Annotated in this window: 19 protein-coding genes; 10 read left to right on the plus strand and 9 right to left on the minus strand. The window is 70.9% G+C overall.

The features are described 5' to 3' along the window. A partial coding sequence (locus HMPREF0591_RS31295; RefSeq protein ID WP_007170836.1) for an adenosylcobinamide-GDP ribazoletransferase occupies positions 1-163 on the plus strand: 163 nt, incomplete at its 5' end. A 4-nt stretch (positions 164-167) separates the two neighbouring features. On the opposite strand, the gene HMPREF0591_RS21835 is transcribed toward HMPREF0591_RS31295, so the two are convergent. Both HMPREF0591_RS21835 and gcvT read right to left on the minus strand, forming a co-directional pair. Then, a complete protein-coding gene (locus tag HMPREF0591_RS21835) occupies positions 168-1,274 on the minus strand; it encodes a branched-chain amino acid aminotransferase (RefSeq protein ID WP_040623611.1) in 1,107 nt (368 codons plus the stop codon). A 53-nt stretch (positions 1,275-1,327) separates the two neighbouring features. Next, a complete protein-coding gene (gene gcvT, locus HMPREF0591_RS21840) occupies positions 1,328-2,425 on the minus strand; it encodes a glycine cleavage system aminomethyltransferase GcvT (RefSeq protein WP_007170838.1) in 1,098 nt (365 codons plus the stop codon). 41 nt (positions 2,426-2,466) lie between these two features. On the opposite strand from gcvT, the gene HMPREF0591_RS21845 reads away from it, so the two are divergent. Together HMPREF0591_RS21845 and HMPREF0591_RS21850 are read left to right on the plus strand one after the other, a co-directional pair. Continuing rightward, on the plus strand, positions 2,467-3,591 hold the full coding sequence (locus tag HMPREF0591_RS21845) for an adenylate/guanylate cyclase domain-containing protein (protein ID WP_007170839.1): 1,125 nt from the start codon (positions 2,467-2,469) through the stop codon (positions 3,589-3,591). An 11-nt stretch (positions 3,592-3,602) separates the two neighbouring features. Beyond that, positions 3,603-5,150, plus strand: a complete 1,548-nt coding sequence (locus HMPREF0591_RS21850; RefSeq protein ID WP_007170840.1) for a leucyl aminopeptidase — start codon at positions 3,603-3,605, stop codon at positions 5,148-5,150. A 153-nt stretch (positions 5,151-5,303) separates the two neighbouring features. On the opposite strand, the gene HMPREF0591_RS21855 is transcribed toward HMPREF0591_RS21850, so the two are convergent. Together HMPREF0591_RS21855 and HMPREF0591_RS21860 are read right to left on the minus strand one after the other, a co-directional pair. Further along, positions 5,304-6,899 carry a phytoene desaturase family protein gene (locus HMPREF0591_RS21855; RefSeq protein WP_007170841.1) on the minus strand — a complete coding sequence of 532 codons (1,596 nt, stop codon included), beginning with the start codon at positions 6,897-6,899 and terminating at the stop codon, positions 5,304-5,306. Beyond that, entirely contained in the window at positions 6,896-7,345 is a 450-nt protein-coding gene (locus HMPREF0591_RS21860) for an SRPBCC family protein (RefSeq protein ID WP_040623694.1), read from the minus strand. Before HMPREF0591_RS21860 ends, HMPREF0591_RS21855 begins: the two co-directional genes overlap by 4 nt. A gap of 139 nt (positions 7,346-7,484) precedes the next feature. Here HMPREF0591_RS21860 and HMPREF0591_RS21865 point away from each other — a divergent pair, with 139 nt between their 5' ends. Next, positions 7,485-7,829 (plus strand): hypothetical protein, encoded by a 345-nt coding sequence (locus HMPREF0591_RS21865; protein ID WP_040623613.1) that lies wholly within the window; start codon positions 7,485-7,487, stop codon positions 7,827-7,829. Between the two features lie 3 nt (positions 7,830-7,832). Here HMPREF0591_RS21865 and HMPREF0591_RS21870 read toward each other — a convergent pair whose 3' ends face one another. Then, positions 7,833-9,608, minus strand: a complete 1,776-nt coding sequence (locus HMPREF0591_RS21870) for an SDR family oxidoreductase (protein WP_007170844.1) — start codon at positions 9,606-9,608, stop codon at positions 7,833-7,835. Positions 9,609-9,803: 195 nt separating this feature from the next. On the opposite strand from HMPREF0591_RS21870, the gene sucB reads away from it, so the two are divergent. The 5 genes from sucB (at position 9,804) to HMPREF0591_RS21895 (ending at position 15,111) form a co-directional block, all read left to right on the plus strand. Then, positions 9,804-11,591, plus strand: a complete 1,788-nt coding sequence (gene sucB, locus HMPREF0591_RS21875) for a 2-oxoglutarate dehydrogenase, E2 component, dihydrolipoamide succinyltransferase (RefSeq protein WP_007170845.1) — start codon at positions 9,804-9,806, stop codon at positions 11,589-11,591. Between the two features lie 14 nt (positions 11,592-11,605). Beyond that, on the plus strand, positions 11,606-12,517 hold the full coding sequence (locus HMPREF0591_RS21880) for a TIGR01777 family oxidoreductase (RefSeq protein ID WP_007170846.1): 912 nt from the start codon (positions 11,606-11,608) through the stop codon (positions 12,515-12,517). Between the two features lie 175 nt (positions 12,518-12,692). Beyond that, a complete protein-coding gene (lipB, locus tag HMPREF0591_RS21885) occupies positions 12,693-13,391 on the plus strand; it encodes a lipoyl(octanoyl) transferase LipB (RefSeq protein ID WP_007170847.1) in 699 nt (232 codons plus the stop codon). Next, the gene (gene lipA, locus HMPREF0591_RS21890) at positions 13,388-14,311 is read left to right on the plus strand and encodes a lipoyl synthase (protein WP_007170848.1); all 924 of its coding nucleotides are present in this window, start codon (positions 13,388-13,390) and stop codon (positions 14,309-14,311) included. Before lipB ends, lipA begins: the two co-directional genes overlap by 4 nt. Positions 14,312-14,358: 47 nt before the next feature. Beyond that, positions 14,359-15,111 (plus strand): DUF4191 domain-containing protein, encoded by a 753-nt coding sequence (locus HMPREF0591_RS21895; RefSeq protein ID WP_007170849.1) that lies wholly within the window; start codon positions 14,359-14,361, stop codon positions 15,109-15,111. 23 nt (positions 15,112-15,134) lie between these two features. On the opposite strand, the gene HMPREF0591_RS21900 is transcribed toward HMPREF0591_RS21895, so the two are convergent. Continuing rightward, entirely contained in the window at positions 15,135-15,557 is a 423-nt protein-coding gene (locus HMPREF0591_RS21900) for an RDD family protein (RefSeq protein ID WP_007170850.1), read from the minus strand. A 244-nt stretch (positions 15,558-15,801) separates the two neighbouring features. On the opposite strand from HMPREF0591_RS21900, the gene glnA reads away from it, so the two are divergent. Then, positions 15,802-17,238 carry a type I glutamate--ammonia ligase gene (gene glnA / locus HMPREF0591_RS21905; RefSeq protein WP_007170851.1) on the plus strand — a complete coding sequence of 479 codons (1,437 nt, stop codon included), beginning with the start codon at positions 15,802-15,804 and terminating at the stop codon, positions 17,236-17,238. 162 nt (positions 17,239-17,400) lie between these two features. Here glnA and HMPREF0591_RS21910 read toward each other — a convergent pair whose 3' ends face one another. From HMPREF0591_RS21910 to HMPREF0591_RS21920, 3 genes are read right to left on the minus strand one after another with little or no spacing between them, the layout of a single operon-like run. Further along, positions 17,401-18,285 (minus strand): TIGR03619 family F420-dependent LLM class oxidoreductase, encoded by an 885-nt coding sequence (locus tag HMPREF0591_RS21910; protein WP_007170852.1) that lies wholly within the window; start codon positions 18,283-18,285, stop codon positions 17,401-17,403. Then, entirely contained in the window at positions 18,282-18,929 is a 648-nt protein-coding gene (locus HMPREF0591_RS21915) for a PaaI family thioesterase (RefSeq protein WP_007170853.1), read from the minus strand. Before HMPREF0591_RS21915 ends, HMPREF0591_RS21910 begins: the two co-directional genes overlap by 4 nt. Beyond that, positions 18,926-21,916: a bifunctional [glutamine synthetase] adenylyltransferase/[glutamine synthetase]-adenylyl-L-tyrosine phosphorylase gene (locus HMPREF0591_RS21920; RefSeq protein WP_007170854.1), complete on the minus strand. Its 2,991-nt coding sequence runs from the start codon at positions 21,914-21,916 to the stop codon at positions 18,926-18,928. The genes HMPREF0591_RS21915 and HMPREF0591_RS21920 overlap by 4 nt, the downstream gene beginning before the upstream one ends. Between the last annotated feature and the right edge of the window lie 33 nt (positions 21,917-21,949).

Below are 21,949 nucleotides of genomic sequence, written 5' to 3' on the forward strand. Positions count from 1 at the left end.
GCAGGGGCCGGTTGCGGTGCTGGCCGCGCTGTGCTGCGGCGCGGCGTTGGTGCGGCACTGCGTGCGCCGATTCGGCGGCATCACCGGTGACGTGCTGGGCGCCGCGGTCGAGCTGACGACGACGGTGAGCGCCGTGGCGCTCGCCGCGTTGGTGCGGTTCTAGGGGCTCAGCCCAGCCGGGCCATCCAGCCGTGGGTGTCGGCGAAGGTCCCCCGCTGGATCCCGGTCAGCGTGTCGCGCAGCGCCATCGTCACCTCGCCGGGCTGGCCGTCGGCGACGGTGAAGTCGGTGTCGCCGTACTTGACGTGCGAGACCGGGGTGATGACGGCGGCGGTGCCGCAGGCGAACACCTCGGTGATCTCGCCGGCGGCGGCCTTCTTCTGCCACTCGTCGATGTCGATCTTGCGCTCCTCGACGGAGAATCCGGCGTCAATGGCCAACTGCAACAACGAATCCCGGGTGATGCCCGGCAACAGCGAACCGGACAACTCCGGCGTGACCAACCGCGCCGACCCGCCGCTGCCGAACACGAAGAAGATGTTCATCCCGCCCATCTCTTCGACGAAGCGCCGTTCGACGGCGTCCAGCCACACCACCTGGTCGCATCCGTGCGCGGCGGCCTCGGCCTGCGCCAGCAGCGACGCGGCGTAGTTGCCCCCGAACTTGGCCGCCCCGGTGCCGCCCGGGCTGGCCCGCACGTACTCTGTCGACACCCACACCGTGACGGGGTTGACGCCACCCTTGAAGTACGCCCCGGCCGGCGAGGCGATCAACAGATACCGGTACCGCTTCGACGGCCGCACGCCCAGTCCCGGCTCGGTGGCGATGACGAACGGCCGCAGATACAACGCGTCCTCACCGCCGGCCGCGGGCACCCACGGCTTGTCGACGGCGATGAGCTGACACAGCGAGCCCATGAACAACTCGTCGGGCAGCTCGGGCATCGCGAGCCGCCGCGCCGAGGACCGCATGCGGGCGGCGTTGGCCTCCGCGCGAAACGACACGACCGAGTCGTCGGCCCAGCGGTACGCCTTGAGCCCCTCGAAGATCTCCTGCGCGTAGTGCAGCACGATCGCGGACGGGTCCAGCTCGATCGGGCCGTACGGGATGACGCGCGCGTCGTGCCAGCCCCGCTCGTCGTCGTAGTCGATCGACACCATGTGGTCGGTGAAGTACTTGCCGAAACCGGGCTCGGCCAGGATGGATTCACGTTCGGCGTCGGTCGCCGGGTGCGCCGAACGGGAAACCGTGAACTCGAGGGAGCCGCTGGTCATGGCGCTGATTGTATATCCGCCTGCGACCGGGCTTTTCACCCGAACCTGCGGCACTAACGCGTTTTCGCTTGGACGAACGGCGGCCGCACCACTTCGCACTCGGCGGCGCGGCCCCGGATGTCGACGGTGACCCGCTGGCCGTCCTCGATTCCGGCGTCGGCGTCGATCAGCGCCAGCGCGATCCCGACTTGCAGTGTCGGGGAGAACGTCCCCGACGTGGTGACCCCGACCGGCGTCTCGCCGGCGAGCACGGTCAGGCCGGGCCGCAGCACGCCGCGCCCCACCATCCGCAGCCCGCGCAGCAGCCGCCGCGGCCCCGCCACCTTCTCCGCCAGCAGCGCGTCGCGGCCGAAGAACGCGTCCTTCTTCCAGCCGATCGCCCAGCCGCATCGCGCCTGCAGCGGCGAAATGTCCAGCGCCAGTTCGTGTCCGTGCAGCGGATAGCCCATCTCGGTGCGCAGCGTGTCGCGGGCGCCCAGGCCGGCGGGCTCGCCGCCGGCCGCGGCGACCGCCCCGGCCAGCGCGTCGAACACCACGGCCGCCGAGTCCCACGGCGGCAGCAGTTCGTAGCCGTGCTCCCCGGTGTATCCGGTCCGGCACACCCGCACCGGCACGCCCGCGTAGGTGGCGTCGGCGTAGCCCATGTAGTCCATGCCGGTCGGCAGCCCGAGCCCGTCCAGCACGTCCGCCGAGCGCGGGCCCTGCACCGCCAGGACGGCATACGAGCGGTGCTCGTTGGTGATCGTCAGCCCGGGCCTGACCACCCCCTGCAGCGCCTCGACCACCGCGGCGGTGTTGGCCGCGTTGGGCACCAGGAAGATCTCGTCGTCGTCGACGTAGTAGGCGATCAGGTCGTCGATCACGCCGCCGGACTCGGTGCAGCACAACGTGTATTGCGCCTTGCCCGGCCCGATGCGGCTCAGGTCGTTGGTCAGCGTCGAATTGACGAACTCGGCGGCGCCCGGCCCGCGGATCAGCGCCTTGCCCAGGTGGCTGACGTCGAACAGGCCGACCGCGTTGCGGGTGGCGTTGTGCTCGCTGACGGTGCCGGCGTACGACACCGGCATCAACCAGCCGCCGAACTCGGCGAAACTGGCCCCCAACTCGCGGTGGCGGTCTTCCAGCGGGCCATGCTGAAGGTCATCGGTCACGACGATTCACCCTAATCGCCGGTGCTGGCACACTTGGGTGGGTGGTCGATTCCCCGGACTTCGAGGCGCTCGAGGCCGCCGGGATCGTCCGCGCGCGCGAGCGGGCCGACCTGATCAAGTACCTGGACGAACTCGGCTTCACCGTCGACGAAATGGTGGAGGCCGAGCGGCGCGGGCGGCTGTTCGGGCTCGCCGGGGATGTCTTGCAATGGTCGGGGCGACCGGTCCACACGATGGCCAGCGCCGCCGAACAGCTCGGCCTGTCCCCCGACGAGGTCGCCCAGGCGTGGGGTTTGCTCGGCCTGACCGTGGCCGGTCCCGACGTCCCGACGCTGAGCCAGGCCGACGTCGACGCGTTGGCCACCTGGGTCGCGCTGAAGACGGTGGTGGGTGAGGACGGCGCGTTCGGGCTGCTGCGGGTGCTCGGCGCCGCGATGGCCCGGCTCGCCGAAGCCGAGTCGACGGCGATCCGGGCCGGGACCCCGGACATCCAGATGACCTACACCAACGACGAGCTCGCCACCGCGCAGGCGTACCGCGCGGTCGCGGAGTTCGTCCCCCGGATCTCGGCGCTGATCGACGTCGTCCACCGGCACCACCTGACCGGCGCCCGCACCCACTTCGAGGGCGTCCTGCGCGACACCTCCGCAAGCGTGGTGTGCGGCATCGGTTTTGCCGACCTGTCCGGCTTCACCGTGCTCACCCGCGCGCTCACCCCCGCGCAGCTTTCGGCCCTGCTCAACGAGTTCGCCGGAACGGTCGCGGACGTGGTGCATCGCGACGGCGGCCGGGTGGTGAAGTTCATCGGTGACGAGGTGATGTGGGTGAGCGCCTCGCCCGAACACCTGGCCACGGCGGCGGCCGACCTCGTCGACCATCCGCGGGCGCGCGAGGAGGGCCTGCAGGTCCGTGCCGGCCTGGCGTTCGGAACCGTCCTGGCGATCAACGGGGACTACTTCGGCAGTCCGGTCAACCTGGCGGCGCGTCTGGTCGGGGCCGCGGCCCCGGGCCAGATCCTGGCCGACGCGGCCCTGCACGAGCAGTTGCCGGACTGGCCGGCGGCGGCGCGTGGCCCCTTTGACCTCAAGGGTTTTGACGCTCCCGTCGACGCCTTCGAGCTGCACGGCCGGGACGCCGCCGACCCCGGCCCGGGCCCCGGCGATTAGGGTAACTGCCCGTGAGCACCGAACCGAGCTATGCCAGCCCGTCCGTCACCGTCGCCACGTCGCTGCCCAAACGCGGGGCGGGCTCCTCGGTGCTGATCGTGCCGGTCGTCTCGACCGGCGACGAGGACAGGCCCGGGGCGGGCGTCGCCGAGGGCGAGTCGCTGCTGCCAGCCGAGGCGGTCGCCGACATCGAGGCCGGCCTGCGCGCGCTGGACGCCACCGGCGGCAGCGACCAGGTCCACCGCCTGGTGGTGCCGTCGCTGCCGGTGTCCAGCGTGCTGACGATCGGCCTCGGCAAACCGCGACCCGAATGGCCCGCCGACACGATCCGGCGCGCCGCCGGTGTGGCCGCGCGCTCGCTGGGCACCGCGGAGGCGGTGTTCACCACGCTCGCCGGCCTGCCCGGCGCCGACGCCTGTTCGGCCGCCGTCGAAGGCCTGATCCTGGGCAGCTACCGGTTCACCGAATTCCGCAGCGGCAAGACCGCGCCGAAGGACAAGGGGCTGCGCAAGATCACCGTGCTGTCCACTGCGAAGGACGCGAAAGCCGCAAGCGCGCACGGCGCGGCCGTGGCGACCGCGGTGGCCACCGCGCGCGACTTCGTCAACACCCCGCCGAGCCACCTCTTTCCCGCCGAATTCGCCAAGCGCGCAAGGTCTCTGGGCGAATCCGTGGGGCTCGAGGTGGAAGTGCTGGACGAGAAGGCGCTGCAGAAGGCCGGCTACGGCGGCGTGATCGGGGTCGGGCAGGGCTCGTCGCGGCCGCCCCGGCTGGTGCGGCTGACCCACCGGGGTTCGAAGCTGGCCAAGAAGCCCAAGCAGGCCAAGCGAGTGGCCCTCGTCGGCAAGGGCGTCACGTTCGACACCGGCGGCATCTCGATCAAGCCGGCGGCGTCGATGCACCACATGACTTCCGACATGGGCGGGGCGGCCGCGGTCGTCGCGACGGTGACGCTGGCCGCGCAGTTGGGGTTGCCCATCGACGTGATCGCCACCGTGCCGATGGCCGAGAACATGCCGTCGGGCACCGCGCAGCGTCCCGGCGACGTGCTGACGCAGTACGGCGGGATCACCGTCGAGGTGCAGAACACCGACGCCGAGGGCCGCCTCATCCTGGCCGACGCCATCGTGCGGGCCTGCGAGGACAACCCGGACTACCTGATCGAGACATCCACGCTGACGGGCGCGCAGACGGTGGCGCTGGGGGCCCGGATTCCCGGGGTGATGGGCAGCGACGAGTTCCGCGACCGGGTCGCCGCGATCTCGCAGCGGGTGGGCGAGAACGGCTGGCCGATGCCGCTGCCCGACGAACTCAAGGAGGACCTGAAGTCGACGGTGGCCGACCTGTCCAACATCAGCGGGCAGCGCTTCGCCGGCATGCTGGTGGCGGGGGTGTTCCTGCGCGAGTTCGTCGCCGACGGTGTGAGCTGGGCGCACATCGACGTGGCCGGCCCGGCGTTCAACACCGGCAGCCCGTGGGGGTACACGCCCAAGGGCGGCACCGGTGTGCCGACCCGCACCATGTTCGCGGTGCTCGAGGACATCGCCGAGAACGGTTAGTGAGCGGCTAGCGCTGTCCGGCGCCGGCCTCCCGCCGAGCTGGGGGTACCGCCCTCCCGCCGAGCTGGGGGTACCGCCCTCCCGCCGAGCGTCACGCCAGCGTGGCGCCGGCGCGCGAACGTCACGCCAGCGTGGCGGTGAGCGTCGAGCGCCTCACTTCGTCAGCAAAGAGAACACGGCACGCTTGACCGCCCGGCGCGGCCAGCCGCTCACCCCGGCGGCGGCCAGCGCCGCGTTGGCCGCGTTGCGACCGCAGGCGCCGTGCACCGAGCCGCCCGGGGTCGCCGACGCGCTGCCCAGATACAGCCCCTGCACCGGGGTCTCGGCCCGGCCCATGCCGGGTGCCGGGCGGAAGATGAGCATCTGCTGCAATTGCGCGGTCCCGCCGTTGAGCGCACCCATGTGCAGGTTGGCGTCGTTGGCCTCCAGGTCCGACGGCCGTTGCACGAACCGGTCGACGACGGCCGCGCCAAAGCCCGGCGCGTGTTCCTCGATGACGTGGTCCACCCTCGCGGCGAGCCGGTCGGCCGACGCGTCGTCGGCAACGTTGCGCGGCAAATGCGTGTAAGCCCAGACGCTTTCGGTTCCCGCCGGCGATCTGCTGGGATCGGCGGTGGTGGTCTGCCCCAACAACATGAACGGGTGCTCGGGCACCACCCGGGTGTTCAGGTCTGCCATCCAGCGGACCAGCCCGTCACCGTCGGCGCCCAGATGCACGGTGCCCACGCCCTGCAACTTCTCAGCCCGCCAGGGCACCGGCCCGCCGAGCGCGTAGTTGACCTTCACCACCGGCGGGTCCCACATGAAGTGCTCGAGGTCGCGCAACAGCTTGGGCGGCACCGCATCCCGCGGCAGCATGTCGCAGAACAATCGCGGCGCGGTCACGTCGGCCACGATCGCCCGCCGCGCCGCGACCGTGCGCCCCTCGGCCGTCGTCACCCCGACGGCACGGCCGCCCCGCACCTGGATGCGAGAAACGTTCTGGTTGCACTCGATCCGGGCGCCCGCGGAGCGGGCACGGTTCACCAGGGCGGCCGTCAGCTGCCCGGAACCGCCGACCGGCACCGGCCAGCCGCAGTCCTGGGCCAGCATCGTCATCAGGAATCCCATGGCGCCGCTGATCGGCGCGTCCGGCGGAACGTCGGCGTGCATCGCGTTGCCCAACAACAACACTCGGGGCGCCTCGCCGGCGAACAGCTGGCTCGCCATGGTGTTGGCGGGCTGGACCAGCAGCCGCGCGACCCGAAGCGCCTCGGCCGTGCCGAGTTTGGTCAGCAGCCGCAGCATCGGGCGCACGGGCGGGAAGGGCGCCAGCATCGCGTCGAGCAGCGGCGCCTTGATCCGCTGCCACAAGTCCACCACGCGCCACCAGTTTTCGCCGTCGGCGGGTTCCCGCCGCGCGAATTCCGCTGCGGTGCGGGCCGGATCGCGGTAGACGACGGGCGGGTCGTCGTCTAATGCGCTGCGCGGATGCCCGACCACCGCGGGCGCATGCGACCAGCGCAGTCCGTGGTCCTCCAGCGCGAGCGCGGCAATCGCCGGTGAGGCCACCGTCATCGGGTAGTAGGAGCTGAACAGGTCGATGATGTAGCCAGGCGTCAGCTCGGCGCTGCGCACGGCGCCCCCGGGTTCCGGCTGCGCTTCGAGCACCAGCACGTCCCAGCCGGCGTCGGCCAGCATCGAGGCGGCGACCAGCCCGTGGTGCCCCGCCCCGATGACGACGGCGTCCGCGGAGTCCCGCACGCTCACTTCACCTGGCTCGGCTCCATGCGCTCGGCCAGTGCCACCAGCCGCCACAGGCACTCCTTGTTGCGCGGGTAGGCCGCGGCCAGCGCGAGCGAGTTGGGAACCGCCTTCATCGGGCCCTGCACGGGCACTTCGATCATCTCCACCCGGCAGCCCTGTGCGGTTCCGTGCAGCAACATCGTGATCCGCGCGGCGCCCAGCGGCCCCAGGCGGGCGCACAGCACCAGCTTGTGCGGCGGTTCGAACTCCTCGACCAACGTCGCGTCGTTGATCACCAACGGCCAGATCCCGATCGAGTGCTTGATCGAGGAGCCCGGCTCCGGCCAGTTCGGGTCGACGGCCCGCATGCGGCTGTTGCCGACCACCCACTGGGTGTAGGTCCACCCCTGGGCCAGCACTTCCCAGACCCGTTCGCAAGGCACGGGCACGTCCCGCGTCGCACTCAGCACCACGATCTGTTCCCCTCTCGGTTACCGCGGCGGAATACCCACGAACCGTGCGGTGAATCCGGCCGGCTCTGGGTTTACCGGCGCCGTACAGCGGCTAATCTCCCACCGTTCGAAAACCCGTACGAAGAAAGGCGAGATCGTGACGGTGCGACGGTTGATCCTGGGCGTGGGCGCCGTGCTCCTGCTGGCCGGCGTGATCGGGCTCTTGGCGCCGGTGTCGATTTCGGACGGCAACGGCCATTCGATCGGTTGCGGGAACGCGGTCGCCACGGACCTGTCCGCGGCCAGAAGCGCGAACAACAACAGCGTGGCGAACATCCCGATCCTGAATCAGGTTGTCCCGCACACCGACTACGTGGCGCAGTGCCAGTCCTCGGTGGGCAGCCGGCGCATGTGGTCGATCCCGCTGGCGGTGGTCGGGCTCATCGCGATCGGCGGGGCGTTGCTGACGGGCCGTCAGGGTGCGGCGCGGGCGGGCACCTGAGCGTCAGATGACGCGCATCCGCGCGAAGTTACGTAGGCCCTGCGGCGCAATACGCGAAAACCCGTACAGCGCATAGGCTTCCGGCGCCACGGGTCGGATCGGCTTTTTCTTCTGCACCGACGACAGGATCGCGTTGGCGACCTTGTCCGGGCCGTAGTGCCGCAGCGCGAACATCTTGCCCAGCTGGCCGCGCCGGCCGTCGACCTGTTCACCCTTGCCCGCCGGTGCGTCGAACCGGGTGGTGTTGATGATGTTCGTGTCGATGACGCCCGGGCAGATCGTGGTCAGACCCACGCCGGCCGCGTCGAGTTCGGCGCGCAGGCAGTCGGAGAACATGTAGGTCGCCGCCTTCGACGTGCAGTAGGCGTTCAGCGACTGCAGCGGGGCGTAGGCGGCCATCGACGAGACGTTGACGATGTACCCGCCGGTGCCGCGCTCGACCATCCGCCGCGCGAACGACCGGCAGCCGTTGACCACCCCGCCCAGGTTGACGTCGAGCACGCGGTCGAACTGCTCGGCCGGCGTGTCCAAAAATCCCCCGGCCTGCCCGATGCCGGCGTTGTTGACCACGATGTCGGGCACGCCGTGCTCGGCGCTGACCCGCTCGGCGAACGCCTCCACCGCCCCGGCGTCGGACACGTCGAGCACGTAGGCGTGCGCGACGCCGCCGCGGGTGGCGATCTCGGCGGCGGTGGCCTTGACGGCCGCTTCGTCGATGTCGCTGACGACCAGCTCGGCGCCCTCCCGCGCGAACGCGAACGCCGTCTCCCGGCCGATGCCGCTGCCGGCGCCGGTGACCGAGACCAGGGTGTCGCCGAAGGGCCCGCGGGGCCGCCCGACCTGCGCGCGCAGCAGCGCGCGGCTGGGCGGCCCGCCCTCGGCCAGGTCGGCGAAGTCGTGCACGGCCGCGGCCATCACCTGCGGGTGCGACATCGGCGAGAAGTGGCCGGCCCGGATGTCACGGCGCCACAGCCGCGGGACGAAACGCGGCGTGTGGTCGTAGCCGTACGGCCGCACGTACTTGTCCCTGGTGTTGACGATCAACTGCACCGGCACGTCGACGACGTGGACGCCCCGACCGCGGCCGGAGAACGAGCGAAAGTAGTTGGCGGGATAGGTCTTCACCGAACGGGCGGCGTCGCGGGCCAACTGCGGCGAGTGGTGGATCTGCTCTGCCGGAATGTTGTCCACGGCATTGCGCCGAAGCGCCGGGATCGAGAGCGTCAGCCTCAGCAACAGCGGCGCGACCACGGGGATCGAGAAGAAGATCATGTAGGTCAGCCGCAGCGCCTGGCTGATCGCCCTGACGAACGTGCGGGGCCGCCAGGGCCGCCGCAGCCCGCTGAAGATGTAATCGACCAGTTGGTCCTGGCTCGGTCCGGACACCGACGTGAACGTGGCGACCCGGTCCCCGGCTCCGGGCCGCTTCAGGTAGTGCCACACGCCCACGGAGCCCCAGTCGTGGGCCAGCACGTGCACGGGCCGGCCGGGGCTCAGCTCGCCGGTCACCGCGGCGAAGTCGTCGGCGAACCGGTCCATGCTGTAGGCGGACACCGGCTTGGGCGCCGAGGACGCCCCGACGCCGCGGTTGTCGTACCGGAGGACGCGGAACCGGTCGGCGAGCAGCGGCACCACCCCGTCCCACAGCACGTGCGAGTCGGGGAAGCCGTGCACCAGCACGACGGTGGGGCCCTCGGGGTTGCCCTCCTCGTAGACCGCGATCCGCGCGCCGTCGGCGCTGTCGACGAAATGCTGGGTTGGTTGTTGTGTTGCCGGCATCTCCGCCTCCCCGCCTCAACTGCAGTGGCCACACCGTAGCAAGGGGGTTCGGGCCGCCCCGGCAGCCGCGCGCGGTCCGCCCTGGATGTGTGCCGGCGCCGACGCAGTGACAGGATAGTTTTGGATAGTTACTTCGAACGGCTAGCGAGATGTTCGACCCGCCCCGACCCACGAGCGATCGAGGAGTCAGAAAAGATGGCCTTCTCCGTCCAGATGCCGGCACTCGGTGAGAGCGTCACCGAGGGGACGGTCACCCGCTGGCTCAAGCAGGAAGGCGACACGGTCGAACTCGACGAACCCCTCGTCGAGGTGTCCACCGACAAGGTCGACACCGAAATCCCGTCGCCCGCGGCCGGTGTGCTGACGAAGATCGTCGCCCAGGAGGACGACACCGTCGAGGTGGGCGGCGAACTGGCCGTCATCGGCGACTCGGCGGAGGGCGGTTCGGGGGCCGGCGGTTCGCAGGCGGCCCCGCAGGCGCCCAGCGAGCCCGAGCCGCAGGCCGAATCCACCCCGCCGGCCCAGCCGGAACCCGAGCCCCAGGCGGCCGCGCCGGAACCCGAGCCCGCCCGGCCGAGTTCCGGTGGCGGCGACGCGACGCCGGTGTTGATGCCCGAACTCGGCGAGTCGGTGGCCGAGGGCACGGTGACCCGCTGGCTGAAGAAGGTCGGCGACTCCGTCCAGGTCGACGAGGCGCTGGTGGAGGTGTCCACCGACAAGGTGGACACCGAGATCCCGTCGCCGGTGGCCGGCGTCCTGGTCAGCATCACCGCCGAGGAGGACGCCACCGTGCCGGTCGGCGGCGAACTGGCCCGGATCGGCAGCGGCGCCGAGGCCGCGTCCGCTCCCCCGCCCCCGCCCGCACCCAAGCCGGAACCCAAACCCGAGCCCAAACCGGAACCCAAGGCCGAGGCGAAGCCCGAACCGCAGCCGATCGCCCAGCCCGAACCGGCGCCCGCACCCAAAGCCCAACCGCCGCAGGCGCAGCCGGCGGCCGAGCCCACCGGCTCGGGCCCGAACGGATCGCCCTACGTCACCCCGCTGGTGCGCAAGCTGGCCACCGAGCACGACATCGACCTGGCCCAGATCACCGGCACCGGGGTCGGTGGCCGCATCCGCAAGCAAGACGTGCTCGCGGCGGCGGAGGAGAAGCAACGCCAGAGCCAGGCCCCGAAGGCGCCCGCGCCGCCGCAGGCGCCGGCCGTCGACGGCAAGGCGGCTCAGCAGGCCCCGCCCACCCCGGCGCCGGCGCTGGCGCACCTGCGCGGCACCACGCAGAAGGCCAGCCGGATCCGCCAGCTCACCGCCAACAAGACCCGGGAATCCCTGCAGGCCACCGCCCAGCTGACCCAGACCCACGAGGTCGACATGACCCGGATCGTCGGGCTGCGGGCCAGGGCGAAGTCCGCGTTCGCCGAGCGCGAGGGCGTGAACCTGACCTTCCTGCCGTTCATCGCCAGGGCCGTGATCGACGCGCTGAAGATCCACCCCAACATCAACGCCAGCTACAACGAACAGACCAAGGAGATCACCTACTACGACGCCGAGCACCTGGGCTTCGCCGTCGACACCGAGCAGGGCCTGCTCTCCCCCGTCATCCACAACGCCGGCGACCTGTCGCTGGCCGGACTGGCCCGGGCCATCGCTGACATCGCCGCGCGCGCCCGGTCCGGCGACCTCAAGCCCGACGAGCTGTCCGGTGGCACGTTCACCATCACCAACATCGGCAGCCAGGGCGCGCTGTTCGACACCCCCATCCTGGTTCCGCCGCAGGCCGCCATGCTGGGCACCGGCGCCATCGTGAAGCGGCCCCGGGTGATCGTCGACGAATTCGGCAACGAGTCGATCGGCGTTCGGTCCGTCTGTTACCTCCCGCTGACGTATGACCACCGGCTCATCGACGGCGCTGACGCCGGGCGCTTCCTCACCACGATCAAGCACCGGCTCGAAGAAGGCGCGTTCGAGGCCGACTTGGGTCTTTAGGGGGCTGGCGAACCGTGGCCAAGCCCGTCATCGCGATCGCGGGTTCATCCGGCCTGATCGGATCCGCCCTGACCGCGGCGCTGCGTGCCGCCGACCACCGGGTGCTGCGCGTCGTGCGCCGGGCACCGTCGAACTCCGACGAACTGCACTGGAACCCCGAGAGCGGCGAGTTCGACGTCGACGCGATCTGCGGGGTGGACGCCGTCGTCAATCTGTGCGGGGTCAACGTCGGCCAGCGCCGCTGGTCGGGTGCCTTCAAGCAGGGCTTGCGGGACAGCCGCATCGCTCCCACCGAGGTCTTGGCGCACGCCGTCGCCGAGGCCGGGGTGGCGACCCTGGTCAACGCCAGCGCGGTGGGCTACTACGGCAACACCAAGGATCGGGTGGTCGACGAAAACGACCGTGCCGGAAAGGGTTTCCTGGCCCAGCTGTGCGAAGACTGGGAAGCCGCGACGCTGCCGGCGCAATACGGCGGCGCCCGGGTGGTGCTGGCCCGCACCGGGCTGGTGTTCTCCCCCGCGGGCGGCGCGCTGGGGCGGTTGCGGCCGTTGTTCCGCACGGGCCTCGGCGCCCGGCTGGGCAGTGGCCGCCAGTACATGTCGTGGATCACCCTGGAAGACGAGGTGCGCGCGCTGCTGTTCGCCATCTCCAACACCGCGCTGTCGGGCCCGGTGAACATGACCGGTCCCGCGCCGGTCACCAACGCCGAATTCACCACCGCGTTCGGTCGAGCGATCAACCGCCCGACCCCGTTCATGGTGCCGGGCTTCGCGGTGCGCGCCGCGCTCGGCGAGTTCGCCGACGAGGGCGTGCTCGTCGGCCAGCGGGCCATCCCGTCGGCGCTGGAGCGGGCCGGTTTCCAGTTCCACCACAACACCATTGGCGAGGCGCTCGGCTACGCCACCGCCCGCCGCGACCACGACTAGCGGCGCCGCACCCCCGAACGTCACGCCAGCGTGGCTGACGCCGCCGAGCGTCACGCCAGCGTGACTGCCGCCCCCGCGCCCCCGAGTGTCACGCCAGCGTGGCTGACGCCCCCGAGTGTCACGCTAGCGTGACGCCGCGTCGCGGCGTCAGCGCCCGGCGAGTACCGTCGCGGACGTGATCGCTTCCATCCGGTCCAGCCGGGCCGCGATCGACGTCCGCCAGCTCGGAACCGTCGAATACCGCACCGCCTGGCAGCTGCAGCGGGAGCTGGCCGACGCCAGGGTCGCCGGCGGCAACGACACCCTGCTGCTGCTGGAGCATTCGCCGGTCTACACCGCGGGGCGCCGCACCGAGCCGCACGAGCGACCGGTGAACGGCACCCCCGTCGTCGACACCGACCGCGGCGGCAAGATCACCTGGCACGGCCCCGGGCAACTCGTCGGCTATCCGATCATCGGGCTGGGCGAACCGCTCGACGTGGTGAATTACGTCCGGCGCCTGGAAGAGGCGCTGATCAAGGTGTGCGCCGACCTGGGCCTGGACACCTGCCGCGTGCACGGCCGGTCCGGGGTGTGGGTGGCGGGCGACGGGGCACGGCCCGACCGCAAGGTCGCCGCGATCGGCGTCCGGGTCTCGCGGGCGACCACCCTGCACGGGTTCGCGCTCAACTGCGACTGCGACCTCGGCGCGTTCGCGACGATCGTCCCGTGCGGCATCACCGACGCCGGCGTGACGTCGTTGTCGGCGGAGCTGGGACGCCCGGTGGCGGTCGACGACGTCCGCGCGGCCGTCGCCGGCGCCGTCTGCGCCGCCCTGGACGGCGCCCTGCCGGTCCGGGAACACCCCGGCACGCGCGTAGCATCAGCCATGTGACTGTCGCACCCGAAGGACGCAAACTGCTGCGCCTCGAGGTCCGCAACGCGCAAACCCCGATCGAACGCAAGCCGCCGTGGATCAAGGTCAGGGCCCGCATGGGGCCCGAATACACCCAGTTGAAGGGCCTGGTCCGCCGCGAGGGGCTGCACACGGTCTGCGAAGAGGCCGGCTGCCCCAACATCTTCGAATGCTGGGAGGACCGGGAAGCCACCTTCCTCATCGGTGGTGACCAGTGCACTCGGCGCTGTGACTTCTGCCAGATCGACACCGGGAAGCCGGCCGCGCTGGACCGCGACGAGCCGAGGCGCGTCGCCGACAGCGTGCGGACCATGGGGCTGCGCTACGCCACCATCACCGGGGTGGCCCGCGACGACCTGCCCGACGGCGGGGCCTGGCTGTACGCCGAGACGGTGCGCGCGATCAAGGAGCTCAACCCGGCGACGGGCGTCGAGCTGTTGATCCCCGACTTCAACGGCGAGCCGGCACGCCTTGCCGAGGTGTTCGAATCACGGCCGGAAGTGTTGGCGCACAACGTCGAAACCGTGCCCCGCATCTTCAAGCGGGTCCGCCCGGCCTTCAGCTACCAGCGCAGCCTCGACGTCATCACCGCGGCGCGTGACGCCGGGCTGGTCACCAAGAGCAACCTGATCCTCGGGCTGGGCGAGACCCCCGACGAGGTGCGCACCGCCCTGGCCGACCTCCGGGGTGCGGGCTGCGACATCGTCACCATCACCCAATACCTGCGGCCGTCGACGCGGCACCACCCGGTCGAGCGCTGGGTGCGGCCCGAGGAGTTCGTCGAGTTCGCCCGGCATGCCGAGGGGCTGGGCTTCGCCGGGGTGCTGGCCGGGCCGCTGGTGCGGTCGTCCTATCGGGCGGGCCGGCTCTACGAGCAAGCCGCGCGTACCCGCGCCTGAGGACGCCGCGCCGCCGTGGCGGCGCCGCCGGTACGTATTCTTTGACTATGGCTAAACCCCGCACCGCCGCTGAGAACAAGGCCGCCCGGGCGCAGGCGCAGGCCGCGCGCAAGGCCGCCGCCAAGGAGCGCCGCGCCCAGCTGTGGCAGGCGTTCAACCTGCAGCGTCGCGAGGACAAGCGGCTGCTGCCCTACATGATCGGCGCCTTCGTTTTGATCGTGGCCGCCTCGGTGGGGGTCGGTGTGTGGGCCGGCGGGCTGACGATGATCACGCTGATCCCGCTGGGGGTGGTGCTGGGCGCGCTGGCGGCCTTCATCGTGTTCGGCCGGCGCGCCCAGAAGAGCATCTACAGCAAGGCCGAGGGCCAAACCGGCGCGGCCGCATGGGCTTTGGACAACCTGCGCGGCAAATGGCGAGTCACCCCCGGCGTGGCCGCAACCGGCCACCTCGACGCGGTGCACCGGGTCATCGGCCGGCCCGGCGTCATCCTGGTCGGGGAAGGGTCGTCGGCCCGGGTCCGGCCGCTGCTGGCACAGGAGAAGAAGCGCACCGCGCGGCTGATCGGCGACGTGCCGATCTACGACTTCGTCGTCGGCAACGGGGATGACGAGGTTCCGCTGGCCAAGTTGGAGCGCCACCTCAACCGCCTGCCGGCCAACATCACCGTCAAACAGATGGACACGCTGGAGTCCCGGTTGGCCGCGCTGGGGACGCGGGCCGGCGCCGCCGTCCTGCCGAAGGGGCCGCTGCCCAACGCCGGCAAGATGCGCGGGGTGCAGCGCACCGTCCGCCGGAAGTAACGCGGCGGATCGCCGCCATCGCTTCAGCGACGCACCACCGCCGTCGCCGTCAGCCGATCCTGCAGGCCGCGGCCGTCCCAGTCGGTGAACAACGCGGGCACGACGGTCCCGACGAGCACGCCCCGCACCACCGCCCGGACGATGCCGACCGCCCCCTGCCCGTCGACCGTGACCACCCGCAGGCCCAGCGCCAGCTGCCCGGGCGTGAAGCCGAACAGCCGCACCGAGACCACACCCAGCACGAACCAGATGGCCAGCACGGCCGTCGACAGCGTGTGTTCGGAAAACGCGCCGAAACGCAGGGCCAGCGCCGCCAGTCCGTAGGAGATCAGCCAATCGATCATCAGAGCGCCCAGCCGCCGTCCCATCGGGGCCAGGGAACCCGGCCCGTTTTCCGGCAGGCCCAGCCGCTCGCCCGGGTAGGCGGATCGCGATTCCGGCGTCATCGGCCGAGACCGGCGTTCGGCGTCCCGACCTGCCCGGCCCGGGGCGGGAAGACAACGCTGCGCCCGCGCGCGGGACCAGATACGATCTTGCGATCCATGGCCCCACAATAGAACCGCCGCCGGTGCCGCCTCTTTTGTGGACGACACCGGTCGCGTAACCTGCGCGCAACACGGGGTTGACTGGCGGGCAACATCTGCTCCATAGCGTCAGGCCGCGGATCTCACCGAGTAAAGGAGCATTTCTGTGACGGAAACGACGCCCGACGACGTCTTCAAACTCGTCAAGGACGAGAACGTCGAGTTTGTCGACGTCCGGTTCTGTGACTTGCCAGGCATCATGCAGCACTTCACGATTCCGGTTTCGTTTTTCGATGAGAGCGTCTTCGAGGACGGCCTGGCCTTCGACGGCTCGTCGATTCGCGGATTCCAGTCCATCCACGAGTCCGACATGCTGCTCCTCCCCGACCCCGCGACGGCGCAGATCGACCTGTTCACCGAACACAAGACGTTGAACCTGAACTTCTTCGTGCATGACCCGTTCACGCTCGAGCCGTACTCGCGCGACCCGCGCAACATCGCCCGCAAGGCGGAGAACTACCTGATCAGCACCGGCGTCGCCGACACCGCCTACTTCGGCGCCGAGGCCGAGTTCTACATCTTCGACTCGGTGAGCTTCGACTCGCGCACCAATGGCTCCTTCTACGAGGTCGACGCGATCTCGGGCTGGTGGAACACCGGCGAGCCGACCGAGAACGACGGCAGCCCCAACCGCGGCTACAAGGTCCGCCCCAAGGGTGGCTACTTCCCGGTCGCTCCGGTCGACCACTACGTCGACCTGCGCGCCGACATGCTGTCCAACCTGATCAAGGCCGGCTTCAGCCTGGAGAAGGGCCACCACGAGGTGGGCACCGGCGGGCAGGCCGAGATCAACTACAAGTTCAACACGCTGCTGCACGCCGCCGACGACATGCAGCTGTACAAGTACATCGTCAAGAACACGGCGTGGCAGGCCGGCAAGACCGTCACGTTCATGCCCAAGCCGCTGTTCGGCGACAACGGCTCGGGCATGCACACCCACCAGTCGCTGTGGAAGGACGGCAGCCCGCTGATGTACGACGAGACCGGCTACGCCGGCCTGTCGGACACCGCCCGCCACTACATCGGCGGCCTGCTGCACCACGCCCCGTCGCTGCTGGCGTTCACCAACCCGACCGTCAACTCCTACAAGCGGCTGGTCCCCGGTTACGAGGCGCCGATCAACCTGGTCTACAGCCAGCGCAACCGGTCCGCCTGCGTCCGCATCCCGATCACCGGCAGCAACCCCAAGGCCAAGCGGCTCGAATTCCGTTGCCCCGACTCGTCGGGCAATCCGTACCTGGCGTTCTCGGCGATGCTGATGGCCGGGCTCGACGGCATCAAGAACAAGATCGAGCCGCAGGCCCCGGTCGACAAGGACCTCTACGAGTTGCCGCCCGAGGAGGCCGCCAACATCCCGCAGGCGCCCACCCAGCTGTCCGCGGTGATCGACCGGCTGGAAGAGGACCACGAATACCTCACCGAGGGCGGCGTTTTCACGCCGGACCTGATCGAGACGTGGATCAGCTTCAAGCGCGAGAACGAGATCCTGCCGGTGCAGATCCGGCCGCACCCGTACGAGTTCGCCCTGTACTACGACGTCTAGGCCTGAACAACGAAAGCGCCCGCGCGATCGGTATCGCGCGGGCGCTTTCGCCTTGGTGGGCGGCCGTCTCGGCTAAACACGAACAGCAGGTAGGCGAGAGCTCCGAAGCGAACGACGACTCATAAACCTCTGCGAACGTCCGCGGCGCGTCGTCGCAACAGGTTATGTGTCGCGGCGCGCCGGGAAGGAAGCGTCGAGCGCCAGGTCCTTGCGGAACCGCTGCATGCCATCGATCTTGTCGTCCAGCGACGCGTCCGGCCCGGTGTAGAACATCCAGGGCATGGTGATGATGCCCGTGATGCCGGCGTCGGCGGCGCGCTGGTAGTCGGCGGTGGTGAACGCGTCGGTCAGCGGCGTGAGGATGGTGAAATCGTCCATCGACAAACCGTTTTCGGCCCGCAACTCCCGCAACCGGCCCACCGCCTCGATGGCTCGTTCGGTCTTGATCAGGTCGCCGATCCAGCCGTCGTTGCGGGCGGCGCGGCGCAGCGCGATGTCGCTGAGCCCGCCGACGTACACCGGGATCGGCGGCGGCGTCGGCTCCATCTCGAGCCGCGGCGCGGTGTAGAACGCGCCCTCGAACTCCGTCCAGCCCGGGCGCCACAGCGCCCGCATCAGGTGGATGATCTCGTCGGTCCGCTTCCCACGCGCCTCGAAGCGTTCGCCCATCAACGCGAATTCCTCCCGGCACCAGCCGACGCCGATGCCGAGCTCCACCCGTCCCGACGCCAGAACCGCCGCGGTGCCAATGGCTTTGGCGGCCGAATACGGGTTTCGCATCGCCGGGATGTAGACGGTGGTGACGAACCGCAGGCGCGTGGTGACCTGAGCCAGCGCCCCGGCCAGCACCCACGGATCGGGCCAGTCGGTGAACGGCTGCCAGCGCCGCTCGCCGTCCTTGGTGTAGGGGTACGGCGTGTCCAGCGTCTCCAGGTTGACGACGTGGTCGGGAATCCCGATGCCGTCGTAGCCGAGTTCGTCTGCGGCCCTGGCGAGCTCGATGATCTCGCGGGTGTTCAAAAAGGCGCTGCTGATGTAGAACTTCATTCCGCTTCCCGCGCCCACGCCGGCTCGATGAAGACGCCCTCGGCCTCCACGGTGACGCCCGCGGCGTCCGAAATGGTGCCGCGCGCAAAGACTTTGCGTCCCTCCTTGCCGTCGACCCACGCCTCGCAGCGGAGCGGGCCCAGCGGGGTCCCGCGCAGGTACTTCACCGTGATCGTCCCGGTGAAACGGGCCTTGGACAGCCCTTCGCTGGCCGCCTCGCCGAGCATGTGGTCGAGCACGAGGGCGCTGACGCCGCCATGCACCAGCTTGGGCGGGCCCTCGTAGGCCGACCCGAGCACGAACTCGCTCCAGCAGCGCCCGCCGCCGTCGTGGTGGATGATGAGCGGCGGCGCGATCGGATTGCCCAGGCCGATCGCGGCGTTGCCCAGCGTCAGCGGTCGCGCGCCGTCGACGCGGTAGCTCACCCCGATCGGCCGGGTCCGTTGCCGCAACGACTTGGTGACGGCCTCGATCGCGGTGCGCGCGTCGGCGACGACGTCGTCGTCGGCCGCGGTGTGGATGGTGGCGTCGATGAGTTCCCGGACGGCGTCGGCCAGCGGGGCGTACCGGGCAGTCACCCGTTGCGCCTCCTCCGCGTCGAGCACCTCGAATATGGCGTCCAACGCGCCGGTCTCCTGACTCAACTCCCAAACACCTTCCGTACCACGGCCTTTGCGCGTCGGGTGACCCGCAGATAGTTGTCCAAGAACTCCCCGCCGTCGTCGCTCGGCCAGCCGGCCGCCACCGCGACCGCGTTGAGCTGGCGTCCCGGCCCGGGCAGCTGGTCGGTCGGCTTGCCGCGGACCAGCACCAGCGCGTTGCGGGCCCGGGTGGCGGTCAGCCACGCCTGCCGCAGCAGGTCGACCTCCTCGGCGTCCACCAGCCCGGCGGCGGCGATCGCGTCCAGGCACTGCAGCGTGGAGGTGTTGTGCAGGGCCGGAATTTCGTGCGCGTACCGCAGCTGCATCAGCTGCACGGTCCATTCGATGTCGGCCAGTCCCCCGCGGCCCAGCTTTGTGTGCGTGTTGGGGTCGGCGCCGCGCGGCAGCCGCTCGGACTCGACGCGGGCCTTGATGCGGCGGATCTCGCGGACCGCCTCGGCGGACACCCCGTCGGGCGGGTAGCGCGTCTTGTCGGCCATCAACATGAACCGCTGGCCGAGCTCCGCGTCGCCGGCGACCGCGTGCGCGCGCAACAGGGCCTGGATCTCCCACGGCTGCGCCCACTGCTCGTAGTAGGCGGCGTAGGCGCCCAGCGTGCGCACCAGCGGACCCTGGCGCCCCTCGGGCCGCAGGTTGGCGTCCACCTCCAGCGGCGGGTCGACGCTGGGCGTGCCCAGCAGCGTGCGCACCTGTTCGGCGACGGTCGTCGACCACCGGATCGCCGCCGAGTCCTCGACGCCGGGCGCGGCCTCGCAGACGAACATCACGTCGGCGTCGGACCCGTAGCCCAGCTCGGCACCGCCCAGCCTGCCCATGCCGATCACCGCGATGGCCGCCGGCGCTTTCCCGGACCCGTCGCTGGGCAGGTTGGCGCGGACGATCGCGTCCAGCGCGGCCTGCAGCACGGCCACCCACACCGAGGTGAGCCCCCGGCACACGTCGGTGACCTCCAAAAAGCCGAGCAGGTCCGCCGAGCCGATGCGGGCCAGCTCGCGGCGGCGCAGCGTGCGGGCGGCCGCGATCGCGCGCACCGCGTCGGGGTGGCGCCCGGCCGAGGCGACCAGCGCCCGCGCCACCGCGGCGGGATCCGACTCGAGCAGTTTCGGCCCCGCCGCCCCGTCGCTGTAGTCCTGGATCACCCTGGGCGCCCGCAACAGCAGGTCCGGCACGTAGGCGGACGTGCCCAGCACGTGCATGAGCCGCTTGGCCACCGCCGGCTTGTCGCGCAGCGTCGACAGGTACCAGTTCTCGCCGGCCAGCGCCTCGGACAGCCGCCGGTAGGCCAGCAGCCCGCCGTCGGGGTCGGGCGCGTACGACATCCAGTGCAGCAGCCGGGGCAACAGCACCGACTGCACCCGGCCCCGCCGGCCGCTCTGGTTGACCAGCGCCGACATGTGTTTCAACGCCGTCTGCGGCCCCTCGTAACCGAGCGCGGCCAGCTGGCGTTCGGCCGCCTCCGCCGTCATGCCGTGCCCGATCTCCAGGCCCGCCGGACCGATCGACTCCAGCAGCGGCTGATAGAAGAGTTTGGCGTGCAGCTGCGACACCCGCAGGTTCTGGTGCCGCAGCTCCTCGCGCAGCACGCCGGCGGCGTCGTTGCGCCCGTCGGGCCGGATGTGTGCGGCGCGCGCCAGCCAGCGCACCGCCTCCTCGTCGTCAGCCTCGGGCAACAGGTGGGTGCGCTTGAGCCGCTGCAGCTGTAGCCGGTGCTCGAGCAGCCGGAGGAACTCGTAGGAGGCGGTCAGGTTCGCCGCGTCCTCGCGCCCGATGTAGCCGCCCCGGCCCAGCGCGTCCAGCGCGTCCACCGTCGACGCCACGTGCAGCGAATCGTCGCTGCGGCCGTGCACCAGCTGCAGCAGCTGCACCGCGAACTCCACGTCGCGCAACCCGCCGCTGCCCAGTTTGATCTCGCGGCCGCGGACGTCGGCGGGCACCAGCTGCTCGACCCGGCGGCGCATGGCCTGCACCTCGACGACGAAATCCTCCCGCTCGCAGGCGACCCACACCATCGGCATCAGCGCGGCCAGGTACCGCTCGGCGAGCTCCCGATCCCCCACGGCCGCGCGGGCTTTCAGCAACGCCTGGAACTCCCACGTCTTGGCCCAGCGCTGGTAGTAGGCGACGTGCGATTCGACGGTGCGAACCAGCTCGCCGCTGCGGCCCTCCGGCCGCAGCCCGGCGTCGACCTGGAAGAAGGCTTCCGAGGCGACCCGCATCATCTCGCCGGCCAAGCGGGTGGTGAGCGGGTCGGCGCGCTCGCCCACGAAGATGACGTCGACGTCGCTGACGTAGTTCAGTTCGCGGGCACCGCATTTGCCCATCGCGATCACCGCCAGCCGCGGTGGTGTGCGGTCGCCGCACACGGCGGCCTCGGCCACCCCCAGCGCGGCCGCCAGCGCGGCGTCCGCCAGGTCCGACAGCTGGGCGCCCACCACGGTGAACGGCAGCACCGGTTCGTCTTCCACCGTCGCGGCCAGGTCGAGCGCGGCCAGCACCAGCAGCTGGTCGCGGTATAGGGTCTGCAGGCGGGCCACCGCCGAGCCGGGCGCCTGCAGCGCCCCGTCGACGCACTCGGTGAACGCCGCCCGCAGCTCCTCGTGCGTCGGCAGTTTCGCCTTGCCGCGCAACAGTTTCCACGACTCCGGGTGGGCGGCCAGGTGGTCCCCCAGCGCCAGCGACGAGCCGAGCACGGCGAACAGCCGCCCGCGCAGCGGCCGTTCGGTGAGTAGCGCGGCGTTGAGCTCGTCCCAGTCGGTCTCCGGGTTCTCCGCCAACCGGAGCAGCGCGCGCAGCGCGGCGTCGGGGTCGGGTGCGCGCGACAGCGACCACAGCAGGTCGACGTGGGCCTGGTCGTCGTGGCCGTACCAACCCAGCTGCGTCAGGCGCTCACCCGCGGTGGGGTCGACCAGGCCGAGCCGGCCCACGCTGGGCAGCCGGGGGCGCTGCGTCGCGGGTTTGGTCACGCCCACGACCGTATCTCAACCCCCTGGCCTGCAGCGGCA

Source organism: Mycobacterium parascrofulaceum ATCC BAA-614 (assembly GCF_000164135.1).
Lineage (GTDB): Bacteria > Actinomycetota > Actinomycetes > Mycobacteriales > Mycobacteriaceae > Mycobacterium > Mycobacterium parascrofulaceum.

What these genes read in the sequence shown, in the direction of transcription:
- sucB (WP_007170845.1), top strand. Translation starts at nt 9,804, where the DNA reads ATGGCCTTCTCCGTCCAGATGCCGGCACTCGGTGAGAGCGTCACCGAG.
- HMPREF0591_RS21835 (WP_040623611.1), bottom strand. Translation starts at nt 1,274, where the DNA reads ATGACCAGCGGCTCCCTCGAGTTCACGGTTTCCCGTTCGGCGCACCCG.
- HMPREF0591_RS21900 (WP_007170850.1), bottom strand. Translation starts at nt 15,557, where the DNA reads ATGACGCCGGAATCGCGATCCGCCTACCCGGGCGAGCGGCTGGGCCTG.
- HMPREF0591_RS21910 (WP_007170852.1), bottom strand. Translation starts at nt 18,285, where the DNA reads ATGAAGTTCTACATCAGCAGCGCCTTTTTGAACACCCGCGAGATCATC.
- HMPREF0591_RS21870 (WP_007170844.1), bottom strand. Translation starts at nt 9,608, where the DNA reads ATGCCGGCAACACAACAACCAACCCAGCATTTCGTCGACAGCGCCGAC.
- HMPREF0591_RS21895 (WP_007170849.1), top strand. Translation starts at nt 14,359, where the DNA reads ATGGCTAAACCCCGCACCGCCGCTGAGAACAAGGCCGCCCGGGCGCAG.